Below are 25,272 nucleotides of genomic sequence, written 5' to 3' on the forward strand. Positions count from 1 at the left end.
AAAACAAAAAAAATGAAATAAATTTTCTGAATGAGCAGGTATCCTTAGACTTACACTAGAATAATACAGTATCAAGGGCAATCGATTTGTTACAGAAAGGGAGGAAAAAAGGGATGTTATATGATATTGGATTAGTTGGTTTGGCTGTTATGGGTGAAAATCTAGTGATGAATATGGCTAATAAAGGCTTTGGTGTGGCTGTATATAATCGTACCGTAAGTAAGGTGGATGAATTCCTGCTGCAAAATTCTGAGGGAAAGAAGATTGGCGGAGCTCACTCGGTAATGGAACTCACTAAGATGCTTATCAGGCCACGGAAAATTATGCTCATGGTTAAGGCTGGTAAGCCCGTAGACGATATGATAGCGGAATTACTGCCTTATCTAGATGAAGGAGATATCATTATTGATGGCGGCAATTCTTATTTTCAAGATACTCGCAGGCGATTCGATGAACTTTCTCATAAGGGGATTCGTTTCATTGGCATGGGCGTTTCTGGGGGAGAAGAAGGAGCACTAAAGGGACCAAGTCTTATGCCTGGAGCTGAACTTTCTGCTTATCAGGATGTTGCATCGATTTTTACAGCAATTGCTGCCCAAGTTGCTGATGGACCGTGCTGCGCTTATGTCGGACGGGACGGAGCTGGTCATTATGTGAAAATGGTACATAATGGGATCGAATATGGTGATATGCAGCTCATTAGTGAAGCATATTATATTATGAAAGTTGCATTAGGGTTGTCAGCAGAAGAACTTTATGAGGTCTTTGCTGAGTGGAACAAAGGGGAGCTCGATTCGTATTTAATTGAAATTACTCGAGATGTATTTTTGCAGAAGGATGAAATTACAGGAAAACCATTAGTCGAAATGATTTTAGATAAAGCTGGACAGAAGGGCACTGGCAAATGGACATCACAAAGTGCTTTGGATTTGGGAGTACCAACGCCAACAATTACAGAGGCCGTATTTGCGCGATGTATGTCCGCATATAAAGAAGAACGAGTAGCTGCATCTGGTATCCTAAGTGGCCCTGATGATCAGTATAAGGGAGATAAGCAAGCCTTTATTAAAGCAATCCATGATGCGCTGTATGCCTCTAAAATATGCTCTTATGCCCAAGGTTTTGCTCTTTTAAAGGCAGCGGATAAGGAATACGCTTGGAACTTGAACTATGGTGATATAGCGCTTCTTTGGCGGGGAGGGTGCATTATCCGGGCTCAATTTTTAGATCGGATTAAAGAGTCTTTTCAACAAGATTCTAATTTGCCCAATCTGCTGTTGGCGCCTTACTTCCAAGAGGCGCTAAGCCGAGTTCAAAATAATTGGCGTTTAGTTGTAAAAACATGCAAGGAGCTAGGGATTCCGACGCCTTCTTTTAGTGCTTCCTTGGATTATTATGATAGCTATCGCAGGGCGGTACTTCCATCCAACTTGATTCAGGCTCAAAGAGATTATTTTGGAGCTCACACTTATGAGCGAGTAGATCAGCCTGGTATTTTCCATACCGAATGGATAAAAAAATAGGCTTAAAAGCAATTGACCAGAGGGAACAAAGATGAGGAGAATTCATATTCTCCTCATCTTTGTTCTCTCTGGTTTAATGGAATTATTTTATTGATTTAGCGTAACATTATAATTTGTTAGCATGGTATTATTCTGATTGATAAAGGTTACCCGAATTGGACGGCGGGTATCAAATAATGAACGTTCCATGGCGATATAGTCATAACCTTTGGTAGTCGTTACACTCTCACTAAGGCGAGGACTTTTTGTTCTGACGGTTACCGTTAGATCATTTCCTGACTGCGTGATCTTTTCAATACCAATACCGTAACCAGTTGAATCCACGGTACCAAGGTGGGTATATACAACGATTTGATGGCTAAAGTCAACATTTTTCATTTGGTTAATGATATCTTCGGGGACTAAGTTTGTGCCTCGCAAGCGGGGGTCTTGAACCAAAGCCCCAAAGGTCATATCAGCGGGATAGGTGTTATTATACCATGTCCATTCACGGAAATCATTGGTTTGATATAACGTTTGGGTGGCATTAGGGTTCACGACTACTGGGCCCGTGATGGGACGGTGAGTAAAAAAACTAGCAGGAGTATAGGTAGCAGGGTACTTTGAATTACCAATACCACGTATTGCAGTAATTTCCCATCCCTGATTGCGGGTCTTAACCAGGTTTACTTTAAAAGTCTGACCGCTAGTTCGTACCTCAACAGTTGCTTTATTTGCAGATTGATCCAATATGCTAAATTTATCACGAAAGGGATTAAAACCATAGGTATAGGCATTTTCCTTTACCGTTCTCACAGGATCCATTTTGTATGGGTTTGACCAACTTTTGGATTTAGAGGTTTGGTCTATTTCAGGAGTTTGGTTGGTTTCATTTGAAGCGGCAAAAACTTTTGCGACAGGAAGACCAGGCAGCATTGCCGAAGACATGACCGCCGCTCCTGCAACAGCAGCTAATAGTTTCTTTGAGCGGTTCTTTATTTGTTTTCTGCGAATTACACTTTTCATATATAATCTTCCTTTCATGTATTTTTGTTAGTGTTTCCATTACTGCACTTATACATGTTAGGGAGTTTTATCCGAAAAATAAGAAAAGATTGGATTGTTACTAGTTATTTTATTCCTGAAGAATTCTGATTATCAAGATTTAGAGCAAACCGGACAGTTTTGCATGGAGAAAGGCTGCTCTAAGCCAGCCTGCTCTAATATCAATTTGTTTCGAAAGATTTCAAGGGTAGGGCCATCAGCGAGAATGGTGCCATTATGCAAGACAATAGTCCGTTTGCAAAGATCCAGTACCATATCCAAATCATGAGTTGCAATAATTTTTGTATGACTAAATGTGTGCAAAAGAGTGATCAATTTGCGGCGTGCCAAGGGGTCAAGAGCTGCTGTTGGTTCGTCCATTACCAATATTGCTGGATCCATAGCTAATACCGCTGCGATGGCTACTGCTCGTTTTTGTCCTCCCGAAAGGCGATAAGGAGGGCGGTCTTTTAAAGCATAAGCACCTACCGTTTTTAATACTGACATTACACGTTTTTCCACTTCTAGAGGCGGATATCCTAAGTTAAGGGGGCCAAAGGCTACATCATCATAAACCGTTGGCATGAACAGCTGATCGTCAGGATTTTGAAAAATCATGCCAACTGTGCGACGGATATGGCTTAGAGTTTCTTTGACAACGGGATAACCGCCAATATTCACTGCTCCTTCCGTGGGAAATAGTACGCCATTTAGATGAGACAGCAAAGTGGTTTTACCTGAACCGTTGGAACCAACGATTGCGACCGCTTCCCCATGGCCGATATGAAGAGAAAGGTTCCTTAAAGCAGTTGTGCCATCAGGATAAGTATAGAATACATTTGTTAAATCGATTGTGTGATGACTCATTGAAAACCTCCTGTTAGCAATCTTCCCAATGTCTGCGGAATATTAATAAAACGACAGAAGAGAAAGAAAAATAGACAAAAAAGTAGATAGACATACTCTTTTTTTGTCCAGCTTGCGGCGGATCGTAAAGGGACTTTTCCGTCAAAGCCGCGACACAGCATAGCTTGATAGATTCGTTGCGCTCGATCCATGGTTCTAAGCAGCAATTGTCCCAGTAATGATCCCCAAGCCTTATAATGAATTCCAGTTGTCTTGAAAGAACGAAGGTCGTAGGCCTGATTGGTTTTTAGAAACTCTTCAAGTAAAACGTGAAGATAGCGATACATGAAAAGAATTTGAATCACAATTGGTTTGGGAACTCCAATTTGCGCCATGGCTGAGCAAATTGAATTCATACCCGTTGTTGCAACCAAAATTAATGCCGATGTTACTGTTAAAAGTAGTTTGATGGTAATGGATAAAAAGGATAGCCAGCCTCCAGTTATCAAAAAGGGCCCGAGCTTTGCAATGGGTGCCTTGTCAAAGATTGGATTGAGTAAGCCAATAAAAACAATAAAAGGGGCAATCAGCAGCAAGCGCTTTGCGATCGGTTTATAGGGAAGGTTCCCTAGAGACATTAACGCAACGGGATAAAACAATAGGGGGATAAGACTTGTAACTTCATAATTTGAAAATGAAGTTACAAAGAGAATAAAGGCTAACGTTGTGACCAGCTTCGTACAGGAATTCAAAGAGTGAATGAAGGTATTTTGAGCGGCAAGATCATCAATAGTACGCAGATCGAGCCAAGTTGATTTTAGTTTGATCATAGTAACCTCTCTCAAAGAAGAAAATATTTTCATATCCAAAAAAGTAAGGGACACGACGTATCATCGTATCCCTTATAGTATACTAGCGTTTTGCTGCAACTTGTAGCCCTTTGCCAATAAAATACGCTAAAATCAATGTAATTACAGATCCTACGAGACCAGCTACCGAGGTCCCTGGATCTACCGCAGGCCAAGCTGCTTCTGATGTTGCCTCGGTTTCTTCAGCTGCCGTTGGATGGGAGGTAGCCTTAAAATTGTAGTCAGGAAGGAAGGCAACCTTTTCCTGTATTTCCGCGAAGAAGCCATGAATCTCATCTGTTTCTTGCAGTTTTTCTTCTCCGTTTGTTCCAGAAATCGACCACTCCAGTCCATCGGGATTGCTGGAAGCAAACCAAGATAAGGCGCCGCCTGTGATTAAAGCAAGGATAAACAAGACGATAACCACTTTTTTTATAGAGGTAGCACCTAATGATTGATTGAAAGCCTTGGGTTGAATGATCTGAGGTGCTTCTTGATAAATGAATCCAATGACCACAGCGGTAATAATGCCTTCAATCAGGCCAATAGCAAGGTGAATGGGCTGCATGAGCAGTACAAAAGTTGAAAAAGGCAGAGCTGATATTCCAGAAAAGAAGGTTTCAAGCACTACGCTAAAGGCGCCTAGCTGAAGCCCGACAACTGCTGCTGTGATAGAGCCAAGCATAATACGTCGTTGTGAGGGAGTCGTGCCGACTAGTGGTTTATAGATAAATGGATAGGCTATATAGCAAGGAATAAAACCCATGTTGAAAATGTTACAGCCAAGCGCCAATAACCCCCCATCAGCGAAGAATAACGCCTGGACCGTAAGTATAGAAGCAATTGTTAAAAAGGCTGCATGAGGACCAAGCAGTATTGCCAGCAATACGCCTCCTCCAATGTGACCGCTTGATCCTGTTCCCGGTATAGTGAAATTAATCATTTGGGAAGCAAAGACAAAGGCACCTAATACACCCATCAAAGGGACTTTTTGTTCATCCATATCACTTTGAACTTTCTTGGCTGCGTAAGACGCTAATCCAGCAGTTGCGGCCCATAGGGTTCCGCCAACCACTGGGGAAATTAGTGCGTCTGCCATGTGCATACATGATCACTCCTTACTGTTTTCTTAATTTATAAATCTGTACGAAATATATATCCAGGACCATTTAATGGAGGCATCCCTTCTTCCTTATATAAAGATGGCTACGCAAGAAAAGCCCCAAATACTTCTTGGAGCATGACTTCCGTAGCCATCTGACAAGTCTTCATGACTTGTAATAGTAAAAAATATATGATTATGATCTTCAAATTCGCCGTTATCTTGTTTTATCCTGCTGCTTGCAGAAAATAATAATAATAAAAATGGAAGAAATAAACAGAAGATATTTTTAGGCTGATTTAGACCTTGTGCCTAATAATATATTTATATTTATTGACAAAACAAAATAAAATATTGCATTATATATTTATACGGAAATATTATTGCGTTTCAGTATAAAGGAGAGGGATATTGTTATGACACTTGATCGTTATGACCGAGCCATTCTAAATGCTTTACAAAAAGATTCTTCAATATCCAATTTAGATTTATCTAAATTAATTGGTCTTTCAACCTCTGCATGTCTTGCTAGAACCAAAAATCTAAAAGAATTGGGGGTTATTAAGCAGTTTACAACGATTGTAGATGAAAGAAGACTTGGAATGGAGACAATTGCCTTTATTATGGTGATTTTGTCCCCTTTGAATCGTGAAACCGCTAATTTCTTCTTGGAGCAAATTAATAAGCTTCCACAAGTGCTTGAGTGCTACAGTATTACTGGTAATAAGGATTATCTTTTAAAGATCGTTGTGAAAGATATGCCAACGTATAAAGATTTTGTAATCGATTCACTTATGTCGATACCTGGGGTAAGTCGGGTGGAAACCAGTATTGTAATTAATACTGAAAAGAGAACATTATCGATACCAACGGAAGATTGATCTAGACAAAAACATCTTAGAAAAGGGGACAAGTATGGATAGTAACACTACGAATCAAGAAATACAACGGGGGCTGAAAAATCGTCATATCCAGATGATCGCGTTAGGGGGGGCTATTGGTACCGGCTTATTCTACGGCTCTGCTACGGTAGTCAAAATGGCTGGGCCTGCTATTACGTTATCATATTTAATCGGCGGTATCATTATATTCTTTATTATGCGAGCATTAGGAGAGATGGCTGTAGATTGCCCAGTATCTGGATCATTCAGTCAGTATGCCTATCAATACTGGGGGGAGCTTCCTGGATTTATTGCTGGCTGGAACTACTGGTTTAATTATGTGGTTGTTGGAATGGCTGAATTATCAGTTGTAGGGACTTATATGAATTATTGGTATCCGGATATTCCTACATGGATAACAGCACTTATCTGCTTAGTAGTTGTTACATTCATTAATACGGTAAATGTAAAGGCCTATGGTGAGCTTGAGTTTTGGTTTGCCATTATTAAGGTATTGGCAATCATTGGAATGATTGTTTTTGGCGTAGCCATGATAGCCTTTGGCATTGGTAATAATGGACATCCTGTTGGAATAAGCAATTTGTGGGAACATGGCGGTTTTTTTCCAAATGGCGTATTAGGAGTGGTGATGTCACTGGTCTTAGTCATGTTTTCATTTGGTGGTGTTGAGCTTGTGGGGATTACTGCTGGTGAGGCTGAAAATCCTAAAAAACAATTCCACAAGCAATAAACCAAGTGGTATGGCGGATTTTACTTTTTTATGTAGGTGCTATGGGCGTTATTTTAGCAATCTTTCCTTGGAATGAAATTGAAGCAACTGGCAGCCCCTTTGTACAGATCTTTTCCCATGTCGGCATTCCATCTGCCGCTAATTTATTGAACTTTGTAGTTCTTACAGCGGCTCTTTCTGCATATAACAGTGCGCTGTATAGCAATGGAAGAATATTATACGGCTTATCAGTGCAGGGGAATGCTCCTAAATTCTTTGGAAGGCTTAATTCGTCTGGCGCACCAATCAATGCAATTTTATTTTCTACAGTGTTTACATTGTTTACAGTAGTAATCAGTTATTTAGATCCAGAAAAGGTATTTTTGTACTTTATGGCATTGGCAACGATTTCGATTATTATTAATTGGGCGACCATTTTGATTGTACAATTAAAATTCCGAAAGCATAAGGACAAGACTGGTGAGCCAATAGTATTCAAGATGCCCCTGCATCCCATCTCATCGTATATTAGTTTGCTATTTTTAGTTGTTGTTGTTGTGATTATGGCCTTTATCCCTGATCTTCGCTTCTCCTTATATATTGCACCCATTTGGTTGCTTTCTTTGTATATTGGCTTTAAATTAAAAACTTCTGCAAAGAAGAATTAACGATATCAATACATTAAAATACTGTTAAGTGCCTACTTTTTTATTGTTTTAAAGTAGGCACTTTGCTATAATGGGAAAATCGTATCTATTGATATAGTTAAGGTGTTACAGGAGGAGCTTTTGTGTCTTTAAGTCTTCGAGCAAAAGTAGTTATTTTAGTTATTACATTAATTATTTTTTTAACAACAACGTTGAGTTTTCTTACCGGATTACGTGCGAGTGCAGATTTAAAGACTGAGATTGGCATTTCACTAACGGATACGGCATATCAAATGACGAGTCGCTTAGATCAATATATGTGGGGGCGTGCAGGAGAAATTCGAATGTTAAGCGAGCTGGCGCTTCTAAAGAATCCGACCAATCTAGGCGAAGTTGAGATTTTGTTAAATAAAATGAAAGAAAACTATCCAGCTTTTGCTTGGATTGGATTAACAAACGTGGAGGGTGTTGTACTAGCAGGAACAGATGGTATTCTAGTAGGTCAAAGTATTGCAAAGAGACCTGTTTATTTGCAAGGAATGAAAGGCGAATTTATTGGGGATGTTCATGATGCGGTGTTGCTGGCAAAATTACTGCCAAATCCGACAGGAGAACCAATGAAGTTTGTTGATATTAGTCTTCCCATTAAAGATAAAGATAATAATAGTATTGGTGTTTTAGCCGCACATTTGAGCTGGTCGTGGGCTGGGCAAATTGAAGAATCAATGTTTAAAGCATTAAGAGATCGTAATAAAGAGGAAATCTTTATTGTAAGTCGTCTTGATAATACGATTCTTCTTGGTCCAAAAGCGATGCTTGGAGAAAAACTTGAACTAGAGAGTATAAAGCGTGCTCAGTCAGGAGAAATTGGCTGGCGAGAAGAATCTTGGCCGGATGGTGAAAAATATCTTACTGGCTTTGCTTCTGGAGAAGGCTACTTGGATTTTAAAGGGCTAGAATGGATCGTTTTAGTAAGGCAGCCGATAGAAGTAGCATATGGTATTGTATATCATCTGCAGCTATTTATTTGGCTTATCGGTGGAGTGTTTTCCGTACTATTTGCTATGGTTGGCTGGGGGATGGCGGGTTCCATTACAAAACCGCTGACCGAATTTACAAAGGCTGCAGACCGCATTCGATTTGGCGGAAGAGTTGAAATTTCGAAATACAAGGGAATTAAAGAAGTAGAACTTTTAACAGAATCACTAACGGAGCTGGTAAATAGTTTATCTGCTGCTGAAACGGAATTAACTAAAATGGAAGCCATCGCTCATCACGATCGTCTTACAGGCTTACCGAATCGAATTGGTCTAGATCACTTTACCATGACGGTTTCAAAAGTGGCTAGGGAGCAGAATGATGTGATTGCTGTTTTGTATATGGATCTCGATGGATTTAAAAATGTTAATGACACAATGGGGCATTTAGCAGGAGATTTAGTCTTAAAAACAGTGGCCCGTAGATTAAAAAATACGGTGAGAGCCGGTGAATTTGTTGCTCGGCTTGGAGGAGATGAATTTATTGCTATGATCTTTGTAGAAAAAGATCAGCAAGAAGAAATTGCAGGGAATATCGCTACCAGAATTATTCAAGAAATTAACAAGCCAATTATAGTTGAAGGTGAGAAAGTAAAGGTCGGCTGCAGCATAGGATGTGCTTTTTGGTTAGGTGGGGATGACATCCAAACAGTGATTAATTTAGCGGATCAAGCGTTATACGAAGTTAAAAGAACTGGTAAAAATCGGTTTCAATTTATAAAAGACTAGTGATTTGGGAGTGGATGCGATTAGCTAATTCTGAATAATAGTCATTTCTTCAAGCAGCTAAAATAACTCCTGACTCCTCAACTCCAGGTCAGCATTAATAACGATGTTTGGCAGCTGGAAACAACTTATTTAAGCCCTGAGAATAGTGGCATGTTGGGAGCGGTTTTAACTTTTGGAGAAAGCAGGGCTTTGGTATTACGATTGATGAAGAAGGAACCGCTCAGATTGTTCATATGGAAAAATTATTATAATTGTAAAAGAAAAACTCTTGCCAAATTTAGTATGGATTTGGCAGGAGTTTTATAATTAAATAAGAAGTATACGATAGATGAATCCAATTAAGCAGCAGGATGTCAGCATTTAGAAGTGAAATCTTTAATATTAAATAGGAGAGATACGATTATGAGTAAACAATGTCTTTTTATGTGGTATCCTAAATGCACTACTTGCCAGAAAGCAAAGAAATGGCTTGATGATAATGCTATTTCATATGAAATTCGAAATATTAAGGAACAGAATCCAAACGCATCCGAGCTGCGTAAATGGTGGGAAAAAAGCAACCTACCCTTGCGCAAATTTTTTAATACCAGCGGACTCCTATACAAATCTTTAGAACTAAAGGATAAGCTGGCAGACATGTCTGCGGAGGAACAGTTTTCTCTGCTAGCAACTGATGGAATGCTTGTCAAACGCCCTTTAGTGATATCCGAGGATCGGGTGCTGATCGGGTTTAAGGAAGCGGAGTGGGAAATACTTACTGCGCCATGCTAAGAAGCATAAGGTTAAGTTATATAAATGCAAAGGAGTTCTGTAATGTTTTTATTTCATGCAACCAAGTATGAATGTCCTTTTGATTGCTTTATCAACATGATTAAAGGAAAATGGAGAACCACGATTATTTTGTCACTACTTAACGGACCAAAACGATTTTCCCAACTGCATAGACTAATCGGTGGCATCAGTCCTAAGGTGCTGTCTGATAATCTCCAAATTCTCGAAGAAAATCATATTTTAAATAGGACGGTATACCCAACCATACCGCCAACTGTTGAATATCGCCTCACTGAGCAAGGAACTGAGTTTGCAAACATTATAGAAGATATTAATTCTTGGGCACATCATTATACAAAAATAGACTAAAAAATAGCGTACTGCAATTTCTAAAGGCAGTACGCTATTTTTAGAACGAGTATAAATCATTAATATCCAATTGTAAATCGTTCTCGTACATAGTTTGCATGTTCGATTTCATCTATTAGCGCAATCGCGTAATCTTCCATGCTAATGTGACTTTTTCCCTGAGAATCAACGAGGAGATGGTCTTTGCCTAAACGGAATTGACCCGTTCTTTCTCCTGGGCCAAATTCTGCTGCCGGGCTAAAAAATGTCCAGTTTACATTGTCAAGTGTTCTTAAAAAGACCAGTTCTTCTCCCATGGCTGTAGCTGTTGGAAGGTAGGCGGGCGGAAAATCAGGAGTAGAAGATACTTTTGTTCCCTGATCATCAACCAGCAAGCTGCCAGCTCCTCCTACAATTAACAGTCGTGGTTTTTCTTTACCATTAAGCAGCGAAACTAAATGCTTAGCAACTTCTAGGTGCAAATGATTCTGACTGGAATCAGTGCCAAAAGCATTGACAACGACATCAAAAGGTGCAAGATCAGCCGCCTGTAGGGAAAAGATATCTTTTTCGATGCTTTTCACATCAGGGTCAGATAATTTTGCTGGATTACGTACAATAGCAGTAACGTCATGCTGGCGATTTTTTGCTTCGGTTAAAATCCGGGAACCAGCTCGACCAGTAGCGCCAATTATGGCTATTTTCATAAAAAATTACCTCCTTGTAAATATATTGCTTTCAGTCATATAGAAATAGCTGGACTTGCACGATTCTTAAAACATCGTATTATTATTTTCTGCTTTTTCGGGTATATCCTGCAGCACATCCCAGTGTTCGATAATTTTACCATCTTTTACACGGAAGATATCTACGGCTGCCTGGCCTGGATCATTGGGATTCAGTTTTACATTATTGTGAATAAATACATAGTCTTTATCACTGACGATACGTTTAATTTCCGCACTGCTGTAGGGAAATTGTATTAGATAAGCGGAAATAGCGGATTGGAAGGCATCTTTTCCATCTTTGAAGCTAGGACTGTGCTGTATGTATACTGTTCCAACATATGTATGAATAAAGCTTACATCGTGTTGATTGAATATGCCATTCCAGAAGGATTCCACGATTTTTTTATTTGTTTCCGCCAGATTGCCTTTTGGCGTGCTGGCTGCTTCAACAGATGACTGCTGGGCCAGAATACTTCCAGCGAAAATAGCAAAACCTAATAGAATCGATAAAAGGTTCTTTTTCATATTTTATTTCTCCCTTATGTTGATTTATGATAATGATATCACTTAATCGTTAGAGAGAGAAGAGCGCACTTTGCTATTAGCTGCTTACCTAGAGGTAACCTTCTATTTGCTTTTATATAGTGAATGCAGAAATAGCAATACAAATAAACGATGTGCTTGCTCTTATAATCGAGATATGATAGAATTGTTTCAACACTAATCATTATATAGCTAATGATTTGGAGGATGGGAAATAATGAAATTTATGGATCCTAATTCTGACTTGGAAGAATTGAATGTGCTGCGACGTTTACCTAACGTTCAATTAGGACCGCTAAATGTAAGTGCCATTTCAGTGGCAACGAACATCTATCGGGCGGGTCAATGTTTAAAGCTCAAAATGGAGCGAGAAAAACTTTCGAAGTATGATCTGTCTTGGACAGCCTTTTCAATATTGTATGATCTTTGGATATGCACTTCACTGGAAACAAGGCAGCTAGCTGCATCTTCCGGTATAACAACGGCTACAGTAAGCAATGTAATAAAAACATTAGAAAATAAAGCGCTATGCATGAGAGAGGTAGATAAAAAGGATCGCAGATTAGTCAATGTTACGATTACTGAAAAGGGTATAAGAATTATGCAGGATTTATATCCTGATTTTCATCAAGGTGAAGTGGAAATCGTGAAAGAACTAAGTGGCGAAGAGCAAGAGACACTTGCCAAGTTGTTGCGAAAAGTAATAAAAGGTATGCAGTTATCAACTAAATAGGAAGCATTGACGGGAATCAGTAGTATCGTATCTCCCTGTAAACAGAGAGCCGATGTAAGGTGTGAATCGGTACAAAGATAGATGTGAATTACCTCCCTGAGCTTTCTTTGTGAACAAAGTGAGTAGCAAAGAACGGAGCGAACCGTTATGTCGTTGAGTGGAAGAAGAGATTCTTCAAGTAGGGTGGTACCGCGTGCAAGAAACCACGTCCCTTTTTAGGGGCGTGGTTTTTTTATATCTAAATACAATTGGAGGAAGTAAAGATGAAAAATCAATTGGAACAATTAACAGGTAAGCAGCTTGCAGAAGTAGATAGACAGTTTTCCCTCTATTCTTCTGGGGCAGTAGAGATCATCCCTGAAGAAGAACTTAAGCATAAAATTGCAAAATCAGTGTTAATTAAGAAGCCTTTAAAAATAAAACTGGGATTAGATCCTTCTGCACCAGACGTTCACTTAGGACATACTGTAGTACTAAATAAGTTGCGACAGTTTCAAGATAATGGACATGTTATTCAGTTGATCATTGGTGATTTTACTGGTAAGATCGGAGATCCTACAGGTAAATCTATTGCGAGAAAACAGCTGACAAATGAAGAGGTTCAGCATAATGCTCAAACCTACTTCCAGCAATTCAGCAAAGTGATACAAATGGAAGAAGTTGAACTTCACTACAATTCAAAGTGGCATTCCAAGCTTCATTTTGAGGATGTAATTAACCTGGCAGGAAAAATTACAGTGGCACGTTTAATGGAAAGAGATGATTTTGAAGAGCGTTTGGCCCTTAAAAAGCCGATTTCCTTGCATGAATTCTTCTATCCTTTAATGCAGGGATATGATTCTGTAATTTTAGAAAATGACATTGAGTTAGGCGGAACAGATCAGCACTTTAACATCTTAATGGGCAGACATTTTCAAGAAAAATTTGGTAAGGAAAAGCAAGTGGCAATATTGATGCCCTTGTTGGAAGGTCTCGATGGGGTAGAGAAAATGTCTAAGTCGAAGAATAATTATATTGGCATTGATGAGCTTCCCAATAATATATATGGAAAAGCCATGTCAATTCCTGATGAATTAATGCTTAAGTATTTTGAACTTGTTACAGATTTCTCCCCAGATCAAATACAAACGTTACAGCATGATCTAAAAAATAATATTCTACATCCACGTGATGCCAAAATGCTCTTAGGTAGGACGATTGTAAGAATGTATCACGATCAACAGGCTGCAGAGGAAGCGGAACTTCGTTTCAAATCCATATTTCAAAAGAGAGAACTTCCAACTGATATTCCTACAGTTCACTGGCAGGGTTCTAGATCAATAACAGTAATCGATTTGCTTATTGTACTTGATTTGCTGGGGTCTAAAAGTGAAGCAAGGAGAATGATTCAAAATGGTGGTATAAAGATGAATGGTGAAAAGATTTTGGATATACATGCAGTGATTATTATAGCAGATGATTTGATTATTCAAGTTGGCAAGCGCATCTATCGGAAGTTAAAATGCAATTGATTATTTATCAAGGTTTTTACGTTCGTAATCTGTTTATAGGGAATCTGCCCTACTAGGAATATTGTATTTTCTCATTCGATTTAGCACTCCAGTATGGGATAACCCCAGTATTTTACCGACTTGACGGGAGGTTCCATACTTATTAATGGTTTCGTGAAGAATACAGCATTCCATCTCTTCTAAGACTTCCTTTAATTTGCGGTTATTACTAGTTGGTGAGGCAATAGCGGAAGATGTGGGGGTCATATGATCCAGGATAATGTCATCCTGAGTGATTTGTCCATGAGAAGCAAAGCTAACGGCACGTTCCATTACATTTTCTAACTCCCGGACATTTCCCAGCCAATCGTGCTGCAGCAGTTTGTCCATAGCGGGCTTCAAGATATGCTTAATATGTTTTTTTAAACGGTGATTTTTCTTAAATAAAAGGCTTTCAATGAGTAAGGGCAAGTCTTCTTTACGCTCACGCAGCGGAGGAATAAAAAGTGGAATCACATTTAATCGATAATATAAGTCCTCACGGAACTGATTTTTACAAAGCATCTCTTCTAAATTACTATGGGTTGCTGTAATAATTCGAACATCGACAGCAATTTCTCGATTGCCGCCAACACGTCTGATTTTTCCTTCTTGCAGTACTCGCAATAATTTTGCCTGAAGACTAAAGGAAAGCTCACCAATTTCATCTAAAAAAATCGTTCCTCCATTGGCATATTCAAAAAGTCCACTTTTTCCATATTTCTGTCCTCCTGTAAAAGCACCTTCTTCATAGCCAAATAACTCACTTTCCAGAAGAGCATCTGGCAAAGCTGCACAGTTTACAGGTGCAAAAACTTTGTCTCGTCTAGGACTTGCCATATGTATAGATCTAGCAAAAAGCTCCTTGCCAGTACCGCTTTCTCCGCGAATGAGTACGGTAGAATCATTCTGTGCAACTAATTTTGCCATGTTGATGGTATGTTCCATCACTTTGCTGACATGAAGAATTTCCTCAAAACTATTAATCTCAGGTTTAGTTACGGAATAGACCAATTCCTCTACGTCTTTCATGGCCTTTAACACTGCGACAGCTCCGATAACGATACCGTTAGCATCCTTTATAGGACGTCCGCTTGTAAGATAATGATTTTTACCTTTCACCGTGGTAACTATGATTTCGCGATTATTATAAGGCATTCCATTATGCAGTATTTCTAGTAATGGTACTTTTGAGATAAAAACATCCCTAATTTTAGATCCAATGATTTTCCCGCTGCTGCAGCTCATCATTTTTTCTGCGGCAGCATTAAAATGGGTTATGATTTCTTGTTGATTAATTGCTAAAATTCCATCACCAATTGTATCCATTACTGTTTTTAATTCCTGCTCCCGCTCCTGATGAGGCATGCGAGATATTCGATTCACATTGCCAATCTGCGGTATCTCACCCAATTGAGTATTGAGGAGCACTTCCTCGTAAGGGGACAAAGATTGAATTTCTAAATACATGACATCGGGCAAGACTTCCATAGAAAGAATGTTGATATTCTGCTTTGCGAGTACTCGAGAAATATCAAGAACAAGTCCGACCCGGTCCTGATTGCAGATTTTTAAACAGAGATTAGCCATCTCCTTCACTCTCCTTATAAGAAAATCTTTTTTTCTTCCTCTTGTTAATAATATGAAAGATGAAGCTACATTATTAACAGGCTAAGTCTATTGCTAACTGTTAGCTCTCTCAATAAGGACAATCTTTTTTTCTAAAAATAGTATAACATCGTAAATCTCCAGAATAAAGAAATTTTTTGAATTAAATGTCAATTAAACAAAGAGCTTGTCAGGAGCGTGATCCTATAGTGGTATAAAAATGTTCCAATGCGGAACACTTTTATACCACCTTTTGGAACGAAATATAACAGAATATATAGAAAAGTTAGTAAAGTCTGAATTGTTGTTTTGGCATGTTTGTTGCATTACTAATTAGCAAGTACTCAAAATAGTACTTGCTAAATTATTAAATGGAGGTTTTTTATAATGATTATTGGTGTAGCAAAAGAGATTAAAAACAATGAAGCTCGCGTAGGCTTGACGCCAGCAGGTACTGAAGCTCTGTGTAAAGCTGGTCACGCCGTTATGATTGAAAAAGGTGCAGGCATTGGTTGCGGCTTCTCAGATGAAAGTTATCAAAAGACCGGTGCAGTTATTATTACTGACAGGAAAACCTTATTTGATAAAGCAGAAATGATTATTAAAGTAAAAGAGCCAATCGAATCAGAATACGATCTTTTCCATGAAGGGCAAATTCTCTTTACCTATTTGCACTTAGCGCCAGAGCCTAAATTAGCTCATGCTTTATTAGAAAAGAAAGTAATTGGTATTGCCTATGAAACCATTATAGGGCGTAATAATACATTGCCATTATTATCACCAATGAGTGAAGTCGCAGGTCGAATGTCAATACAGATCGGTGCACAATTTTTAGAAAAACCTTGGGGTGGTAAAGGAATTCTCTTAGGGGGCGTACCAGGAGTTGAATCCGCCCAGGTCGTTATTATTGGCGGCGGCAATGTCGGCACCAATGCAGCTAAAATGGCCTTAGGAATGGGGGCACGAGTTGCTATTCTTGATAAATCAACCGATCGTCTGGCTTATTTAGATGATATTTTTGGCGGAAGAGTTACAACTGTTATGTCCAATAGCTACAATATTGCCAGCTGGGTCAAGAAAGCTGATCTTTTAGTCGGCGCTGTGTTAATTCCAGGTGCGAAGGCTCCGAAATTGGTGAGTGAACAAATGGTTAAAACAATGGAGGAGGGTTCGGTTATAGTAGATGTAGCTATTGATCAGGGCGGATCTATTGCCACGATTGACCATGCTACTACTCACAGCAACCCTACCTATACCAAACATGGTGTAGTGCATTATTCTGTAGCAAATATGCCAGGGGCAGTTTCTCGAACTTCCACGTTGGCTTTGACAAATGCTACATTGGACTATGCACTGCAGATTGCAAATAAAGGCTGGAAACAAGCTGTACTTGATAATGAAGGGCTGGCTAAAGGCGTTAACGTATTGGATGGCAATGTGACCTATAAAGCAGTAGCAGATGCATTGAAATTACCCTATGTAGCTTTAGAAGAGTTGATTCGTAAATAATAAATCTCCATTATTGGTATAGAAGATACAGGTTTAGATCAGGTATTTTTTAAGAAAAGCAAAATGAAATTATAAAAAATAAAAACAGGAAAGAATGCTTTTTCGGGTAGAATCATTTAAACACTGGTAATAGGACCATAAATACTAGGGTTAATATTTATGGTCCTTTTCCAGGTTGTCTTCCATTAGGATGTAATAGTATGATTATGTAGTTTAACTTATATATAACATTTAAAATAGGAGAATATTCGCGCAAGGAGGTATTACTATGAGTCAGTTAAGCAATCATAATTCACCTGAAAAAGAACTGCGAGCTGATCTAGGGCTGATTTCAGCATTGTCCTTAGTAGTCGGTATGGTTTTGGGTGCTGGTGCGTTCATGAAACCGCCAGCTGTATTAGCAGCGGCAGGAGATTTTAACTTGGCCTTAGCTGCTTGGGCTATCGGTGGGCTCTTCTCAATTAGTGGCGGTTTGACACTTTGTGAATTGGGGGTTATGTTCCCTCGTACAGGCGGCATTTTTGTCTATCTGGAAGAAATATATGGTCCTAAAGTGGCCTTTTTATACGGCTGGATGATTAGTGTAATTTTTGGGCCAGCCCTAGTTGGAGCACTTACTGGATACTTTAGTTCTGTATTCTGTTTGTTATTTAATATTCCCGATTCTTATAATGGCGTTGTCGGTGCTGGAGCCTTAGGCTTTATTGCCTGTGTGAACTCTATAGGTGTAAAAGAAGCTGGATATCTGCAGACTGTAGCAACCTTTTGCAAACTGATTCCAATTGTATTATTAGCCGTATTTGGTATTTGGAAAGGGAATGGGCAGGTAGCTATATTTAGTGCCAGCGGTGGGGGCATTGCGACAGCAGCTCCTTTTTCTGTTGCAATTCTTGCAACTTTATTTGCTTATGATGGATGGGCGCAAGTTGCGTCTGTAGCTGGTGAAATCAAGAATCCCAGTAAAGTGCTGCCTAAGGCAATTATTGGCGGGATATCATTTCTGGTTATCGTATATATCAGCATTAATATTGCCATGTTTAATATTTTTCCAGTGAGTGAAATGGTTGCCCTTGGTCATGATGCATCGTCCATTGCGGCACAAAGGATGTTTGGTCTGATGGGGGGCAACCTGATTGCAGTAGGTATTATGATTTCGATCCTGGGTGGTCTTAATGGATATATTATGACGTTGTCCCGTACGATTTATATTATGGGGAAAAGAGGGCAGATTTTCGGCGCTTCTATTTTAAGTAAGATTGATAATGATAGTAATTCACCAGTAAATGCGATATTGATGCTGGTTACAAGTTCTTACGTCTATTGCCGCCTGTTAGATGCTGACAAGCTTTCCGATATTGCGATGTTCTCCGTTTGGTTGTTTTATTTACTGGCGTTTATTGGTGTTATCATTGCCCGAAAGACACATGCAGATGTACCACGATCTTATAAGGTGCTTTGCTATCCCGTTGTGCCTTTAATTGCAATTGGTGGTGCCATATATGTCATTTATGGTATGCTGAGTTACCAATTTCTAAACGGTATCATCTCTATTGGTCTTACGCTGGCCGGATTACCCTTATATTATTACCTAAATAGGAGCGAAAAGAACGTAAATCTGTTTTCAAGATTGAAAACAAAATATATGGTTGGTATAGGTGCTTTGCTTGTCATTGGACTGCTGACGCTATTTGTACAAGTAGTTGATAATCGGGAAGAAATTACGGTAGGTATTGTACCGCAATTCGCACCATTTGCTTATGAGGATCAAAATGGCAAGCTTACAGGATTTGATATAGAACTTATTAATATCATTGCAGAAAAGGCAGATTTAAAAGTCAACTATCGAATGGTTTCATTGGAATATATTTTTGATGCCGTAAATCATGATTATGCTGACATTGCGATATGTTCTTTGTCTGTAACACCAGAAAGGCAAAAGAGTGTCAATTTTACGAAACCCTATATTGAAAAAGGTGGCTTAGCCTTATTAGCTAGGCAAGGAACGCCGATTCAAGGTGTGAAAGACTTGGCAGGCAAGGTTGCAGGTGTACCGCAAGGATCGACGAGTGAAGCGTTCATCCGTAATAATAGTAATGCAAGAATACAGGTTTTTCAGTCCAACTTAGATATGATCCAAGCTTTTAATCAAGGATGGATTGATGTAATTGCTTTTGATAAGTTAACATTAGAATATTTCATATCGCAAAAAATGATTGCCTATCCGGTGGATCTACAGGTCATCCATCAAGAAGACTATGCAATTGCTTTTTCCAATAAGAATAAGGCAATCGGTGAAAGGATGAATAAGATTATAGCAGATATGAGGAAAAACGGCGAATTGGAAGCAGTATATCAAAAATGGTTTAACAGTAACGTGAATATATAATGGAACCAAGACCGATAATAAAGAGCATCTAAGATCTGCTTTTCAAATTTTCGACGGCATGATAAAGTTATACTTTACTGTTTTACAAATTTGATATACATTAATTGGTAAGGAATTGAAAGGAGATTATTGTTATGATTGTTACTAGTACTGGTATTGTTAATGGACTTATCGATAAGAAATATGGAAAGTACGGAGAACAATTTTTTAAGGGTATGCCAACATATTCCTTACCTTTAATGATCAAAGAGTATCCCCGAAATACAAGAACGTTTGCGCTTATTATGGAAGATAAAGATGCGATACCTCCTACTGGATTTTCTTGGATACACTGGTCTGCTGCTAATATAACAAGTGATTTACTAGAAGAGAATGCGAGTATCAATACCAAAGCTTTCGTCCAAGGTACGAATAGCTGGTCTAGCGCTTTACTTGAAAAGCCGCTAGGGAAATATGAAGCCGCCAAGTATGGTGGGCCAATGCCTCCTGATAAGCCTCATACCTATGAAATACATATCTTTGCATTAGATCGTTCATTGGATTTACAGGATGGTTTTTATGTGAATGAGCTCTATAAGGCGATGGAAGGACATATTTTAGCTCATCATACGCTGAAGGGCATCTATTATAATTAAGAAGGAAAGAGGGAGCACGGCTCATTTGTGAGTGGTGCTCCCTCTTTCCTTTCTAAAAAATTTTAAAGAGCAGTTTAGAGTAGATTTGTACCAAGGATACCTGCAATGATCATGATAGCTCCAATAATATGATAATACTCTAAGTGCTCTTGTAGAAAGATGACTCCTGCAATCATAGAGATCAAGGTAGCTAAATTACCAAATACACTCATTTTGGATGCCTCAATCTTCGATAATACGTAATTGGATAGCCAGGAAGTTCCTAGCGAGGACAGTACCCCTAAGTACAAAATCGAGACAAGAAAGATCGGATCTGATAGGGGCTGAAAGTATTCATGAATCGTGCTATTCATGCCATGGCGTATGAGTGCGAATAAATTAAAGGTAAAAAAAGCAATGGTAAGCATGAGAAAAGTCAATTCTAGTGGTTTAAATTTTTGGGTTAAAGGTCGGGCTAATACGCTGTAGCCAGCAAAGGAAAGAGAAGAGAGAAAGAGTAGTGAGGTTCCTAGCATCTGCTGGGTTTCAAAATAAGCACCTTTCATGATCAAAATATAGATAACCCCTGCTACGGATAGCGCAAGGGAAAAATTTTGTAAATAATTATTTTTTTCTTTCAAGAAATAAGAGGCTAAAAACATTGTGAGAACTGGTGTAGATGCTAAAATAATACCGGCTTCTGAAGAGGTGGTATACACCAGTCCTGTGATTTGAAAACCGAAGAACAGCGCTGGATATAAAAGTGCCAAAGGGAGAATTTGTACGATATCTTTTTTTGTAAAGCTTAAATGAATTTTACCAAGCAAGAAAGGAACCAAAATTGCCAGAAAAGAGGCGGTGAAACGATGAGCAAGAGTGTCGATGGGATCAGAAACTGTCAACGCTAATTTTACGAAGAGAAAAGAGAAACCTATAATAAAGGCGTATAACACAGCTGCTGCATAAGCGACTTTTTTATCTCCATTGTCATCCATTGAAGAAACCTCCAATTTTACTTGCTAACTCTACTATACTGGATAGAAGTCCGTCTTACAATGCAAATACGATCTTTCTATAAATTAGAATTGTCAAACGATAATAAATTTATTATTTGACAATAATTATTATTATCGTTATAATGTGGATAAGAAGTAGCAGTAAAACATAAATAAAAATACTAGCCTCCGCGAAAAATGGGAATTTGGATCTGCCTTGTACAGAGACATCCTGTACACGCAGGAGGTTTTTTGTCATCAAGATTACTTTAACCTATGCAAGAAGTATTTAAAACAATTCTGATTTTGAAAAAATTCTAACATGATGTAAGAGGCAATCGGATAGATGTCTCTCATTCAAAATAAACAATGAAGAGATAAGAAGGAAAGGAGAGAATATAAGATGAAACAATTAACTGTAAAGAATATTTTATTACTGAGTTTACTATTCGTATTTGGAGTAGCAGGAGCTGCCTGGGCTAGCGAAACATCTCCAACTAATTTAACGACAGAGCAGTGGAGAGGACATAGTTTTACCTTTCTTGCTTTGCCAGCTGATAAGCAAGCTGCTGGATACGAATTTTTTCCGGTGGATCAGGCAGAGCGTGGATTCCAAGGGGATCGTACAGTTCGCATCTCCTATGATGGTTATGTTGGGAAAGACGTAATTGTTACAGAACTTATAGCCTTTCCAGCCGGCTATAATCAGCATGAATATCTGGTTTATCTAACAGTAAAGGACACAGGGGAAAAATTGGTGGGCCGCACGATGCGTGGTCAATTAGAGGGAGTGGTATTAACAGCTGATCTGGTCAATGCCAAAGAACAATTCTTGGGAAAAGTAGTTTATCCTAAGTTTAGAGAGCTGTCTGGTGTATATGTACCCAATGTAAACACAATGTCAGCAACAGTGCCAGCTTCAATTGGCGGACCAGCCACAGTGGTTGATGTGTATACGGGGAATCAATCTCAAGATCCGATTTGGTTGGTTCTTTCTATAAATGGAGAAAAGGCAATTTTGCCTATTGCTTACAGCTGGACCAATATACCAGTAAGTTCTTGGACAGAAATTCCGCCATGGCAAGAGGCTTTATTTACTGAGGATCCAAGAATAAGCTTTGGCTGGTCCCTAGATGCGTGGAATAAGATTGAAAGCGGTATTGTAGAGGAAGGTATGACGAAAGAACAAATACGCCTTAGCTGGGGGAAGCCTGTTCGCATGGAAGACGATGATATGAGTTGGATATACGGTACAAAAAAACTTGGCTTTACTGGCGATGTATTACACTCGATTGAAACGGTAGAGTAGGTCTTTCGTAACTCGCAATCGAAAGACGAAATGAAAAGATTGGGGGAATACGGAGTGGAAAAACGTAATATGTATTTAGAAAAGATTGAGGCTAATATAGACAAATATAATGATAAATTGGCTGATTTTAAAATAAGAGTTACTGAGGTTCAGTCAGATCTGAAATCCGAATATCTTTTGCAAGTGGATAACCTTGAAAAAAAGAGAGATGAGTTTGTGGAAAAATACGGACAAATTAGAGAAACTAGTGAACATGCGTGGGAAGATGTAAAAGAAGGTACTGAAAAAGCATGGGCAGAATTAGAGGATTCAATTGAGAAGGCGGTTTCTCGATTTAAGTAATCCAGATGACATAAGTAGAGACGTTTCAGTTAAATTTCATTAGCGAAAGAAGTTAAGCTTCTTTCGCTAATGAACAAGAGGGAGGGGGTAAGTATGCTTTGGTTTTTAATTATTGGAGTTATTGCGGGCTGGTTAGCTGGTAATCTTACAGAAGGCAGAGGATTTGGCTTAATTGGAGATTTAGTTATAGGGGTTGTAGGCTCTTTTATCGGTGGGTTCTTGTTTAGTCTTTTGGGTCTAAGTGCTTATGGAACCATTGGTGAAATTATAACGGCAACAATAGGGGCGATTGTACTATTATGGATTATGGGGCTGGTTCGGTAATATATAAATAGATTGTAAATATGAAGCCGGTAAAATGGAATTGAAAATACCCTATAGGAATACTCATATAAAAAGCTGATCCCAAACATCGGAATCAGCTTTTTATATGAGTATTATGACCGAAAAGACTATTTTAAGGCGCAAGCTATATTTTAAACTGATGGACGGATTGCTGCAGGTCCCCTGCTAAATGGGCTAATCCTTGGCTGGAAGAAGAGATTTCCTGCATAGCTGCTGATTGTTCTTCGGTTGCAGCAGAAATATTTTGTGTTTGCCCTGCAATATCGCGACTAATGCTATTAACTTCTTGGGCAGCAGAAAGTACTTGTGTGCTATTTGTGACTAAGCGCTCAAGTTCGGTTGTTGTTTCTTTAGAAATAGCGGCAATATCTTGAACCTGCTGCTCAATTTCTTTAAATGCTTTGCCAGCTTTATTGACGGCATCCATACCTTTTTGTGCTTCGGATGTACCAGTAGTCATGGATTGAACTGCATGCTCAGTTTTTTCTTGTATATCATGAATCAGCTCTGCAATTTCTTCAGTAGCGGCTTGTGATTGCTCGGCTAGTTTTCGGACTTCTTCGGCTACTACGGCAAAACCGCGACCTTGCTCTCCGGCTCTGGCAGCTTCAATAGCAGCATTGAGAGCGAGTAAATTCGTCTGTTTTGCTATATTAGAGATTGTTTCCATAATCATTCCAATTTCTTTTGAACGATACCCTAATTCAGTTACTACATTAGAAGAAGCGTTGACTGTTCGTTGGATTTGATCCATTTGCGTTATTGCTTCTCTTACATCGTGGCTACCCTCGGATGCGGCTTGAGCTGCCTTATCTGTGATATCGGATGCCTGTTTGACATCGTTTGCACTTTTTTGTGCACTAGCGGTAATTTGTTCAGCTAAGGCAAGAGTAGTAGTAGATGTTGCGGTTTGTTTTTCTGTTCCTTGGGACGTTTGGTAAATGGATGCAGAGACTTGGGTGGCAGCCTGAGCTGACTGTTCAGCATTTGCGTTTAGTTCTTCTGCAGAAGAGGCTACCTGCTCTGTAGCCTCAGCTATTTTCCGCATAAGTGATCGTAAATTTATAGTCATTTTTTCAAAACTTTGTGCTAAACGGCCAATTTCGTCATTGGTTTCAAATCCAAGTGAGGTAAGAGTAAGGTCCCCTTCGGATATTTTAGTAGCTTCCACTACTAACGTTTCAATGGGATGTAATGTTTTGAAAAGATATCGCCAAGCAATTAGGCCAACAATGAGTAAGCCGAGGCACAGCGAAGCAATCATCCATGCGACTGTCGAGTAAAAGCCAATACGAAATTCAGCTGTAGGTAATGTTACTATTGCAAGCCAGTTTGTATTTTTTATTGGAATTGCCAGCATCATAGAGTCAATATTTGCAATATCTGTGTCGTTTATTAAATGTCCAGGCTGCTCCTTGAAGCGTTTCATTAAGTTCTCAGGAATCTTTTTTTGCTCTTTAATAATCTCTTTGTTGGTATGAGCGATTAAAGTTCCATCATCAGCTGCAATGGCGACGACCCCTGAAAATGCTACTTTTACTTCAGCTAAAAAATTCTGCAGGGTATCTAAGTTGACTGCTTGCAGTACCATTCCAGTAAGTTGATTGTTCACTGTTATCGGTTGGGTGAGAATAATAGAGGGAACTCCAGTTACTCGATTGATAATAATATCGCTAAGCTGAGATTTCTGGGTACTTATGGTATCTTTAAAAAACTTTCGATCTGATAAATTATCACCGATTACTTTAGCATCGTAGGGAGAAATAGCAATTCGAATTCCTTTTGTATCCAGAACATTCAATCGGTCAATACCCCAGGAGACTCCATAATAGGTATTGATTTTAGATTGTATTTGCGCAGGATTATTAGATTGTAGATCACTATCAACACCATAGGATTTTCCGCTTTTTGCAAAAGCCTCAAAAAGGTCTTCTACTTGACTTGCAAGCTGTTCCGTTTGATTATTCATGGCTAACTCCGTACTGCTCAGTGTTTGCTTATATAGCATATAAATTCCTGTACTGCCAACGATGATTCCTGATACGAGCAGGGCAGCCACGAGTAAAAGGAGTGTTTTTGTTTTAATTGACATCCTTTTCCCTCCTAGTCTAGTATAACTTTAAAATTGTAACCAATTTTTAAATTG

The 25,272-nt window shown here is 39.0% G+C and carries 22 protein-coding genes, 1 pseudogene and 1 other annotated feature; of the genes and pseudogenes, 14 read left to right on the forward strand and 9 right to left on the reverse strand.

All coding sequences use genetic code 11. The annotated features are described in order from the left end of the window. Positions 1–113 precede the first annotated feature (113 nt). Entirely contained in the window at positions 114–1,523 is a 1,410-nt protein-coding gene (gene gnd / locus BMZ99_RS04955) for a decarboxylating NADP(+)-dependent phosphogluconate dehydrogenase (protein WP_090933540.1), read from the forward strand. An 87-nt stretch (positions 1,524–1,610) separates the two neighbouring features. Here the strand turns inward: gnd and BMZ99_RS04960 are convergent, their stop codons facing one another. The 4 genes from BMZ99_RS04960 to BMZ99_RS04975 form a co-directional block, all read right to left on the reverse strand. Further along, positions 1,611–2,528, reverse strand: a complete 918-nt coding sequence (locus BMZ99_RS04960; protein ID WP_090933542.1) for a protease complex subunit PrcB family protein — start codon at positions 2,526–2,528, stop codon at positions 1,611–1,613. Positions 2,529–2,660: 132 nt separating this feature from the next. After that, complete coding sequence (locus BMZ99_RS04965) at positions 2,661–3,413, reverse strand: energy-coupling factor ABC transporter ATP-binding protein (protein WP_090933544.1); 753 nt, start codon at positions 3,411–3,413, stop codon at positions 2,661–2,663. Next, positions 3,410–4,222: a cobalt ECF transporter T component CbiQ gene (gene cbiQ / locus BMZ99_RS04970; RefSeq protein WP_090933546.1), complete on the reverse strand. Its 813-nt coding sequence runs from the start codon at positions 4,220–4,222 to the stop codon at positions 3,410–3,412. Before cbiQ ends, BMZ99_RS04965 begins: the two co-directional genes overlap by 4 nt. An 82-nt stretch (positions 4,223–4,304) precedes the next feature. Further along, positions 4,305–5,345 (reverse strand): energy-coupling factor ABC transporter permease, encoded by a 1,041-nt coding sequence (locus BMZ99_RS04975; protein WP_090933548.1) that lies wholly within the window; start codon positions 5,343–5,345, stop codon positions 4,305–4,307. A 413-nt stretch (positions 5,346–5,758) separates the two neighbouring features. Between BMZ99_RS04975 and BMZ99_RS04980 the strand changes: the two genes are divergently transcribed. The 5 genes and pseudogenes from BMZ99_RS04980 (at position 5,759) to BMZ99_RS05000 (ending at position 10,506) form a co-directional block, all read left to right on the forward strand. Beyond that, the gene (locus BMZ99_RS04980) at positions 5,759–6,223 is read left to right on the forward strand and encodes an Lrp/AsnC family transcriptional regulator (protein ID WP_090933550.1); all 465 of its coding nucleotides are present in this window, start codon (positions 5,759–5,761) and stop codon (positions 6,221–6,223) included. A gap of 34 nt (positions 6,224–6,257) precedes the next feature. Beyond that, a pseudogene (locus BMZ99_RS04985) lies at positions 6,258–7,621 on the forward strand (amino acid permease). 122 nt (positions 7,622–7,743) lie between these two features. Continuing rightward, complete coding sequence (locus BMZ99_RS04990) at positions 7,744–9,366, forward strand: sensor domain-containing diguanylate cyclase (protein WP_090933552.1); 1,623 nt, start codon at positions 7,744–7,746, stop codon at positions 9,364–9,366. Between the two features lie 402 nt (positions 9,367–9,768). Next, entirely contained in the window at positions 9,769–10,137 is a 369-nt protein-coding gene (locus BMZ99_RS04995) for an arsenate reductase family protein (RefSeq protein WP_090933554.1), read from the forward strand. Positions 10,138–10,161: 24 nt separating this feature from the next. Beyond that, on the forward strand, positions 10,162–10,506 hold the full coding sequence (locus tag BMZ99_RS05000) for a winged helix-turn-helix transcriptional regulator (RefSeq protein WP_217645050.1): 345 nt from the start codon (positions 10,162–10,164) through the stop codon (positions 10,504–10,506). 59 nt (positions 10,507–10,565) lie between these two features. Here BMZ99_RS05000 and BMZ99_RS05005 read toward each other — a convergent pair whose 3' ends face one another. Then, positions 10,566–11,192 (reverse strand): NAD(P)-dependent oxidoreductase, encoded by a 627-nt coding sequence (locus tag BMZ99_RS05005; RefSeq protein ID WP_090933558.1) that lies wholly within the window; start codon positions 11,190–11,192, stop codon positions 10,566–10,568. A 66-nt stretch (positions 11,193–11,258) separates the two neighbouring features. After that, positions 11,259–11,738 (reverse strand): nuclear transport factor 2 family protein, encoded by a 480-nt coding sequence (locus BMZ99_RS05010; RefSeq protein ID WP_090933560.1) that lies wholly within the window; start codon positions 11,736–11,738, stop codon positions 11,259–11,261. A gap of 235 nt (positions 11,739–11,973) precedes the next feature. Here BMZ99_RS05010 and BMZ99_RS05015 point away from each other — a divergent pair, with 235 nt between their 5' ends. Both BMZ99_RS05015 and tyrS read left to right on the forward strand, forming a co-directional pair. Then, positions 11,974–12,489, forward strand: a complete 516-nt coding sequence (locus BMZ99_RS05015) for a MarR family winged helix-turn-helix transcriptional regulator (RefSeq protein WP_090933563.1) — start codon at positions 11,974–11,976, stop codon at positions 12,487–12,489. Beyond that, positions 12,487–12,705: a binding site (T-box leader), on the forward strand. (Overlaps the previous gene by 3 nt.) A gap of 47 nt (positions 12,706–12,752) precedes the next feature. Next, a complete protein-coding gene (gene tyrS / locus BMZ99_RS05020) occupies positions 12,753–14,000 on the forward strand; it encodes a tyrosine--tRNA ligase (protein WP_090933565.1) in 1,248 nt (415 codons plus the stop codon). A 33-nt stretch (positions 14,001–14,033) separates the two neighbouring features. On the opposite strand, the gene BMZ99_RS05025 is transcribed toward tyrS, so the two are convergent. Then, positions 14,034–15,608 carry a sigma 54-interacting transcriptional regulator gene (locus BMZ99_RS05025; RefSeq protein ID WP_090933567.1) on the reverse strand — a complete coding sequence of 525 codons (1,575 nt, stop codon included), beginning with the start codon at positions 15,606–15,608 and terminating at the stop codon, positions 14,034–14,036. Positions 15,609–16,013: 405 nt separating this feature from the next. On the opposite strand from BMZ99_RS05025, the gene ald reads away from it, so the two are divergent. The 3 genes from ald to BMZ99_RS05040 all read left to right on the forward strand — a co-directional run bounded on the left by ald (position 16,014) and on the right by BMZ99_RS05040 (position 20,156). Beyond that, positions 16,014–17,135, forward strand: coding sequence for an alanine dehydrogenase (gene ald, locus BMZ99_RS05030; protein WP_090933569.1), 1,122 nt, complete (start codon positions 16,014–16,016; stop codon positions 17,133–17,135). A gap of 268 nt (positions 17,136–17,403) precedes the next feature. Beyond that, positions 17,404–19,521 (forward strand): amino acid permease, encoded by a 2,118-nt coding sequence (locus tag BMZ99_RS05035; protein WP_090933570.1) that lies wholly within the window; start codon positions 17,404–17,406, stop codon positions 19,519–19,521. Between the two features lie 134 nt (positions 19,522–19,655). Then, entirely contained in the window at positions 19,656–20,156 is a 501-nt protein-coding gene (locus tag BMZ99_RS05040) for a YbhB/YbcL family Raf kinase inhibitor-like protein (protein ID WP_090933572.1), read from the forward strand. A gap of 74 nt (positions 20,157–20,230) precedes the next feature. On the opposite strand, the gene BMZ99_RS05045 is transcribed toward BMZ99_RS05040, so the two are convergent. Continuing rightward, entirely contained in the window at positions 20,231–21,130 is a 900-nt protein-coding gene (locus BMZ99_RS05045; RefSeq protein ID WP_090933574.1) for a DMT family transporter, read from the reverse strand. 403 nt (positions 21,131–21,533) lie between these two features. Here BMZ99_RS05045 and BMZ99_RS05050 point away from each other — a divergent pair, with 403 nt between their 5' ends. From BMZ99_RS05050 to BMZ99_RS05060, 3 genes are all read left to right on the forward strand, one after another. Beyond that, the gene (locus tag BMZ99_RS05050; protein WP_090933576.1) at positions 21,534–22,439 is read left to right on the forward strand and encodes a hypothetical protein; all 906 of its coding nucleotides are present in this window, start codon (positions 21,534–21,536) and stop codon (positions 22,437–22,439) included. Between the two features lie 54 nt (positions 22,440–22,493). After that, positions 22,494–22,781, forward strand: coding sequence for a sll1863 family stress response protein (locus tag BMZ99_RS05055; protein WP_090933577.1), 288 nt, complete (start codon positions 22,494–22,496; stop codon positions 22,779–22,781). A gap of 93 nt (positions 22,782–22,874) precedes the next feature. Further along, positions 22,875–23,105 (forward strand): GlsB/YeaQ/YmgE family stress response membrane protein, encoded by a 231-nt coding sequence (locus tag BMZ99_RS05060; RefSeq protein WP_090933579.1) that lies wholly within the window; start codon positions 22,875–22,877, stop codon positions 23,103–23,105. 145 nt (positions 23,106–23,250) lie between these two features. On the opposite strand, the gene BMZ99_RS05065 is transcribed toward BMZ99_RS05060, so the two are convergent. Further along, positions 23,251–25,218 (reverse strand): methyl-accepting chemotaxis protein, encoded by a 1,968-nt coding sequence (locus BMZ99_RS05065; protein ID WP_090933581.1) that lies wholly within the window; start codon positions 25,216–25,218, stop codon positions 23,251–23,253. Between the last annotated feature and the right edge of the window lie 54 nt (positions 25,219–25,272).

The sequence above is a fragment of the Pelosinus propionicus DSM 13327 genome (genome assembly GCF_900114615.1).
GTDB lineage: Bacteria > Bacillota > Negativicutes > DSM-13327 > DSM-13327 > Pelosinus > Pelosinus propionicus.